Source organism: candidate division WOR-3 bacterium, from assembly GCA_011052815.1.
Classification (GTDB): Bacteria; Hydrothermota; Tepidihabitantia; order SM23-42; family SM23-42; genus DRIG01.
Genome location: DRIG01000053.1, coordinates 1 through 7034, shown reverse-complemented (window position 1 = coordinate 7034; position 7034 = coordinate 1). Strand labels below are relative to the sequence as shown.

Genomic DNA, 7034 nt, shown 5'->3' with positions numbered 1-7034 from the left:
CAGTTATCTTCTCCCACAAAGAACGGATTTTCCGGTTCTGCGATATTTATCACCCTTATTCCGCCCTGGTTATGATATACGGCGAGATATGCGAATGTATCCCTTACAGCCACGCCCACGATACTCTTTTCACTTTCATATTCTCCGACAACACGGGGATTTTCAGAAGAAGTGATGTCGATGATCTGAAGGCCGCCCTGGTCATCGGCGACATATGCAAAATCACCTTTTATATCAATGTCCTGGGAATAGCCGGGAAGCGCACACACTCCGATGATTTCAAAGGTCGGCTCAGCAGTCTCCGATACTTCGGGCCTGCCGCACAGGACCGTCAAAAATATGATTGGAAATATGATATAAAAGATTATCTTCATTTTTTGTTTCCTAATAGTAAAACTCTATTCCTGTTTTGATGCGGTGTTTGTCATAATTCTTTATTCGGTCGATCTCTGAAAAGAGCAGGGAGGTGGCTTTACGTATCCGTCTTGTATAGGAAATTCCCAGACGCAAACCCGGTGATAATCTGAATTTCACAGCAAACACCAGCAGGTGAATGTGGTCCTGCCTGCTGTAGTGGAGTGAATCAAGGATTGAGCCGCTTGAAAAATTCATGAAATTATATTTATAATAAATCGACAATTCTGCAGGCAGCACGAGTTTCTTTTCAAGGTCGAATCCCATACCGGCGGTCTGGCTCTGGTAATCGCCGTCAGGAACAGGGTCGGTTCCTGTCCCGGAATTCGAACCCGAGTCTGTTTTTGAGACCTTGAATTCATAGGCGCTGCTCAGGCTGAATCTTCTGGACAATTTGAATTCCATATTCACCTTACCGGTGTGGATGACGGCGTCGTATCGATCGAATTCCGTTGTATAGTCATCGGATTTCAGCCTGTAGGTCAGGTGAAAGAGAAGAGGGGAGAAGTGGAAGAGAGAAAATTTCATGGACACGGTCTGGTAGTTCACCGAACATCCGATATATTCCGTATTTTGACTTCTGGGATTTTTGTAATAGCGGATTAGATATTCGGGAATGAGCCGATATGACAACTTCACTGCGGATTTACCGAACGACTGTCTGAGTCCGATATCCAGCTTCTGGAAATCCTTCTGCTGGTTTATGAGATAATGGTTGAGTGCGACACCGATGTTAAAGGTCGTGGTTCTTTTTCCAAAGAAGCGGTTTCTTATGAGAAGATTGAGGCGGGAGGCGGTGATTAAATCATCGTATGTTTCAAAGGGAAACCGCTCGGGCCTGGTCTGCGCGAGAAAATCTTCAATATAGTTCTGCGAATAGGCGAAGATATTGTTGTCATATACACAATCTATGGCAAACGTATATGAATAGTCCCAGACGCCCAATATAAAGACGATGATATTCATTTTTCCTCGATTAAAAATCTTAATGATGCGCTGCTTGCAACCGTGCCTCTCAGTTTGAATTTAAGGGTATGCAGACCCCGATCGAGATTCAGGTAGAAATTCCGTCCGTTGGACGGCACGATCTCTTTTCTGTTTTTATAGCTTATGGTTTCTGATTTGTAGCATTTCAGGGGGAAATCGGTCTCCTTGCCGTTGTCTTCCACCAGGATGGTATAGGTCTGTTTTCCGAGCAGGGTTTCGTCATAATTCAATCGCGACACAACCTTCAGCTTGACAGGTCCGTTCAATTTAAGGAGCAGTTCTTTGTCTTTCTTTAATTCGTAGTATTTCACAATCCTTTCTTCCTCGATTACCTCAAGTATCGAGTTGTATTCAGTGGCGGGCACGTCCACCCATCTTTTGGGCGATTCATAGGCGAATTTCAACAGGATTGTATCAAGGGGTGAAGACCAGTGGATTAATTTATACCTGTTTATTCCGTCGGGGACATTGATATAGAATGAACGCCACCTGCTGATGGAGTGTCCTTTTTTATCTTTCGTGCTTTCGGATATCTTTGTTTCAAAGGTGAGGATTCTTTCATCGGTTTCATTTTCCTGGAGAATGATTTTGTATATCTGGTCGTTCTTCGATGCATCGGGCCAGAAGATTCTCGTATACACCCGGAGATAAGTGGGTCCTTCGACCGTGAATGTCACCGGTTCCTTTTTTGTCAGAAGGCGGTATGTCTGGGTCTTCCTGGTGATGATTTCTATCTCCCATTTTTTATCAGGCTCGATATTTTTTATCTGTGAAAATACACATAACAATATCAAAAGTTTAACCATTTTTTCTCCTTGCTATGTAATATTCAATGTCATACCTTAAAAGTATGAACAGTATGATTAAAAGTATCACAAGTGAGACAACCGCCTGATTTACTGAATATCTGTACTCATAATAGAGCCTGCCTTCTCCGATATCAGGCATCGGAATGGGGGCGATCGGTAATCTGTATTTCTCGGCGAGCCGGTTGATATTTACGAGATTGACGACCGGGATTCCTTTATTAGAGAATTGCGGGATGACACCTGTTCCGTTTTTTATTCTGTGGGGAGCGATAAATCCGTTCGGTGCATCTTTCCCCATCAGGGGTGTAGGATATTCATCAATGTTTATAAAAAGTTTTATGTTTTTGTATCTGCCGTAGAACTCCATCCTTTTTGTGAGCGCATTCTCCAGGTTGTCGGCTTCCAGAAATTTTATATCGTTTCTCTGGATCGCGGTGGTGAGATATTCACGTCCTTCAGGACTAAGCCCTCTGCCGATGTCGTCCTTGCCTCCCAGGGTTGCGGCGCGTGTCCTGTATTTTATTATCCCTTTCTTATGAAGCAGCGCCTCCATATCAAGATATGTAAATTCAGGGTAATTGGCGCCCCACATCGCAGAACCCGCCGAGGTGACGATTATCGGTTCCACTCCGAGGGTCTGCAGTGCACAGAGGGCGGCGATGTTCAATGCGGGTAACGAACCGCTCAATGCGACCGCCGCTGTATCACCCTTTTTCAATCCCGCGGTTTTGAGAAGTTCGATGATCATCGCCGCGAAATTCGGGTTGGTCGCGGTCAACTTTGCAGTGAGGTCACCGCGCTCCGTGGTGATCGGTGAATATTGAATGCCGATGAGTCCGGTTTCATTGGGGTCGTTTATGTTGTCAATCACGATGTGCAGGCTGTCCACAGCCGCTCGAATCGTTTCGAACGCCTTTCTGGTGAGTTCGGCTGCGGCTGTTTTCTCATTGTAGTATTCGGCTTTTGTCTTTGACTTTGAGTTCAGTTCCAGAAAGATCAACAGCAGGGTGATCAGACTTACAATTATCAAGGAGATGATGGAGAGTTTACCCTGGCGGCGCTTCACGGCAGCACGACTCCATTGTGGATGATGATGATGATGAACCTCACCAGGCTGGAGACTATGAGCATGGCGGCGAGAGTGGGAATCATTCCCTGGCGGGCGATCCAGTATGCGATCAGCCCGGGAATCACATAACCCACGGTTTCGATATTCAGGGTCAGGGCGTCTATTCCGAGCTGGGGCGAAAGCTTGGTGAAGTAGGCGATGAGATAGCCGATTAATATCGAGATGATCAATAATCTTCTTCCATAGATTATCGTGTAGTAAGAGATTAATTTGACGCAGAGAAAAGTGATGATACCGGCGATTACTGTGCTGACGACTTGAAGCGGATGATGGAGCACAAGTGCGATATAGCCCGGCACCACGATACCGCCTGCAGCCAATCCAATGGTCTCGGTTAAGATAAGACTCAGAAACATTCCCAGACCGACTGCTTCGATCAGCATTTTCCCTCCTGATGTTTGAGAAACTCTTTTATCAGTTCAGCGCCGTAACCCACGGTGTTGCCGATCGCAAAGAGCAGAGATTCGTCGGAGATGAGCTGAGAGACCGCATCAACCGTCTGGTGCGGCTTTGCTCCGCCCAGATTTACGATCTTGTCTTTATCAAAGGTCTTTGTCAGCCTCTTTTCCAGAATGTCGGTGCCGCTGCCCGTGAGGATATAACGGGATGCCGTGTTGAGATGGTTTTTGAGGAGTTCGGCTATCTGGAGAGAGCGGTCGAGCCGGTCATTACGGCAGTTGATCAGGATATCGACTTCTGGATGGTCTTTATTGAGTGATTTCCAGATTCGATGGGTCGATTCCGGGTCATTCGCCGCCATAGCATTAACCAGGAGGACCTGTTGATTGTTCAGTCTGAGTTTGTATCTTCTCAAAGCGCCGGGGTCGGGTGTGACCTTCTGCATATACTGGAGAGCCTTCTTTTTTTCGACTCCGAAATATCTGCAGACTTCGAGGGCGAGGCAGATGTTTTCTTTATGTTCCCAGTAAGGGAATTTTTTTACTTCGGAGTCGGGGACTTTTTCCGGGTCTGCTTTGATCAGTTTACTGTTCTGACGTTTAAGTTTTTTTTTGAACTTTTCGAGCAGTTCGCCTTCATTCGTGAACAGGGGGCAGTTTTTCGGGATGGTTTCGACAAATGTCTTTGCGATATCTTTGACGGTCGGACCCATTACATCCAGATGGTCGGGCCTGATATTGGTTATCACCACCGCCGTCGGCTCTACGATCTGTTTTGATTCAATCTTCTGGAGGTCGGGTCTGAGAGCCATACATTCGAGTACCACTGCCGCGGGTCTTTCTTCGATAGCTTTTTTGAATATTCTGATCTGTTCCCTGATATTCGCCAGGCCGAGTCGGATAACCGGATATTCTGTAGTATTATCCACGATGAATCTGGGGGCGGTGCCGGTGGTCTTGGCGATTACTTTTTCGTATTTCGCCCGTAGACCTGCGGCGATCAGCCGCGTCACGGATGATTTACCCCTTGAACCGTTGACCCAGATGCGGATGGGTAATGCCTGGATATGTTTTTTGTGGATAATTCTTTCGGTTATCAGGTAACCAATCAGCAGAAAAAGCAGGACCAGTACCGCGTAGATACCCATCAACATATTTAATTATATACTATTTTAATAATTTGTCAATTAACCCTCATCCATTCGCCTTTAATAAACAAAAAGCACGGAAATGCTGTCTAAATATTGAAATGAGATACGATAAATTTACTCAAAAGGCGCAGGAGGCGCTGGCACTTGCACAGGAAATCCTTGATGAATACAACCATCAAGAGCTTGATACCGAACATATCTTCCTGGCATTGCTCAGGCAGGACGACGGTCTGCTCGGAAAGATATTGAAGCGGATGGATATTATGCCGGAAGCGGTCCAGCGTCGACTCGAATCGACACTCGATGTCAGGCCAAAAGTTTACGGCGGTGCGACCGCTCAGATTTATATCACACCGCGTGTAAAGAATCTGTTGACCCTGGCGCGTAGTGAAGCACAGCGTATGAAGGATGAATACGTCGGATGCGAACATATCTTTCTGGCGATTACTGAAGAACGGGAAGGGGATACTGCGAAATTACTCAGGGAATTCGGAATTAATAAGGAAAAGGTCTATCAGGCGTTGCAGACCATCCGCGGTTCGCAGCGTGTGACTGATCAGGACGCCGAAAACAAATATATGGCGCTTGAGAGGTTTGCACGGGACATCACCGCCCTTGCAAAACAGGGAAAGCTTGATCCGGTCATTGGAAGGGATAAGGAGATAAAGCGTGTCATTCAGGTGCTGTCGCGTCGTACAAAGAACAATCCCGTACTCATCGGTGATGCGGGTGTCGGTAAGACCGCGATCGTCGAGGGACTTGCTCAGAAGATTGTGGAGAAGAATGTTCCTGAGATATTAAAGGATAAACGCATACTTTCGCTCGATATGGGAGCACTCGTTGCAGGCTCCAAATACCGTGGTGAATTCGAAGATAGATTAAAGGCGGTGATGGATGAGATAAAAAAGGGTAAGGGAGAGATAATTCTTTTCATCGATGAGATGCATACGATTGTCGGCGCCGGCGCCGCAGAGGGTGCGATCGATGCGTCGAATATGCTGAAGCCCGCACTGGCACGCGGTGAACTCCAGTGTATCGGCGCCACGACACTCAATGAGTACAGAAAGTATATTGAAAAGGATGCGGCACTGGAACGACGGTTCGCGCCGGTATTCGTCAGTGAGCCGTCGCTTGAAGACACCATAGAGATCTTAAAAGGTTTAAGAAAACGCTATGAATCGCACCACGGTGTGGTGATCGATGATTCAGCGATTGAAGCCGCTGTCAAGTTGTCTGATAGATATATAACCGAAAGATTTCTGCCTGATAAGGCGATCGATTTGATTGATGAGGCTTGTGCGCGTGCCCGGATAGAAGTCTATTCGATGCCCGAAGAACTGAAAGAGATGGAGCGGCGTCTGGAACAACTCGGTGAAGAAGGCAGGGCGGCGGTTGACCGTCGTGATTATGAAAAGGCGGCGGAACTGCGTGACGAAGCCGACCGTATTCAGGAAGAATACAGGCGTAAGAGAAACGAATGGATGAAACAGCGCGGCATCGACGATCGGGTGACTGAAGAGGATATCGCCCAGATCGTATCGTCGTGGACCGGGATTCCGGTCTCCAGGATGGTCGAGTCGGAGATGGATAAACTTTTAAAGATGGAAGATAGGATTCATCAGAGGCTGATTGACCAGAACGACGCCGTGACAGCGGTCAGCGATGCAATCAGACGTTCACGCGCCGGTTTGAAAGACCCTAATCGACCGATCGGTTCATTCATCTTCCTGGGACCTACAGGAGTCGGTAAGACCGAGCTTGCAAAATCACTCGCCGAATTTCTCTTTGATACGGAAGAGGCGATGGTCCGCATTGATATGAGTGAATATCAGGAGAAGCATACTGTTTCCCGTTTGATCGGTGCACCACCCGGTTATGTGGGATATGAAGAAGGCGGTCAGCTCACTGAAGCGGTACGCCGACGACCCTATCGAGTAATCCTGCTCGATGAGTTTGAAAAGGCACATCCGGATATCTTCAATATCCTGCTCCAACTCCTCGACGACGGCAGATTGACCGACGGCCAGGGCAGGACCGTGGACTTTAAAAATACGATTATCATTATGACCTCGAATATCGGCAGTGAGATCATCACGGAAAATTTGAAGAACGGCTCTTTTGATTATGAACAGGTGAAAAAGGATGT

At 47.0% G+C, this 7034-nt stretch carries 7 protein-coding genes; 1 reads left to right on the top strand and 6 read right to left on the bottom strand.

Translation table 11 applies throughout. The features are described 5' to 3' along the window. From ENI34_04825 to pgsB, 6 genes are all read right to left on the bottom strand, one after another. Positions 1-374 (bottom strand): hypothetical protein (locus ENI34_04825; GenBank protein ID HEC78451.1); only part of this gene is annotated, 374 nt, incomplete at its 3' end. Positions 375-384: 10 nt separating this feature from the next. After that, positions 385-1380 (bottom strand): hypothetical protein, encoded by a 996-nt coding sequence (locus tag ENI34_04820; protein ID HEC78450.1) that lies wholly within the window; start codon positions 1378-1380, stop codon positions 385-387. Beyond that, positions 1377-2207: a hypothetical protein gene (locus tag ENI34_04815; GenBank protein HEC78449.1), complete on the bottom strand. Its 831-nt coding sequence runs from the start codon at positions 2205-2207 to the stop codon at positions 1377-1379. Before ENI34_04815 ends, ENI34_04820 begins: the two co-directional genes overlap by 4 nt. Beyond that, the gene (gene pgsW, locus ENI34_04810) at positions 2200-3384 is read right to left on the bottom strand and encodes a poly-gamma-glutamate system protein (GenBank protein HEC78448.1); all 1185 of its coding nucleotides are present in this window, start codon (positions 3382-3384) and stop codon (positions 2200-2202) included. Before pgsW ends, ENI34_04815 begins: the two co-directional genes overlap by 8 nt. Next, a complete protein-coding gene (pgsC, locus tag ENI34_04805) occupies positions 3273-3722 on the bottom strand; it encodes a poly-gamma-glutamate biosynthesis protein PgsC (GenBank protein ID HEC78447.1) in 450 nt (149 codons plus the stop codon). The genes pgsW and pgsC overlap by 112 nt, the downstream gene beginning before the upstream one ends. Continuing rightward, positions 3716-4891 carry a poly-gamma-glutamate synthase PgsB gene (gene pgsB, locus ENI34_04800; protein HEC78446.1) on the bottom strand — a complete coding sequence of 392 codons (1176 nt, stop codon included), beginning with the start codon at positions 4889-4891 and terminating at the stop codon, positions 3716-3718. The genes pgsC and pgsB overlap by 7 nt, the downstream gene beginning before the upstream one ends. 95 nt (positions 4892-4986) lie before the next feature. On the opposite strand from pgsB, the gene ENI34_04795 reads away from it, so the two are divergent. Beyond that, the coding region (locus tag ENI34_04795) for an AAA family ATPase (GenBank protein ID HEC78445.1) at positions 4987-7034 on the top strand (2048 nt) is incomplete at its 3' end.

What these genes read in the sequence shown, in the direction of transcription:
- ENI34_04820 (HEC78450.1), bottom strand. Translation starts at nt 1,380, where the DNA reads ATGAATATCATCGTCTTTATATTGGGCGTCTGGGACTATTCATATACG.
- ENI34_04815 (HEC78449.1), bottom strand. Translation starts at nt 2,207, where the DNA reads ATGGTTAAACTTTTGATATTGTTATGTGTATTTTCACAGATAAAAAAT.
- pgsC (HEC78447.1), bottom strand. Translation starts at nt 3,722, where the DNA reads ATGCTGATCGAAGCAGTCGGTCTGGGAATGTTTCTGAGTCTTATCTTA.
- pgsB (HEC78446.1), bottom strand. Translation starts at nt 4,891, where the DNA reads ATGTTGATGGGTATCTACGCGGTACTGGTCCTGCTTTTTCTGCTGATT.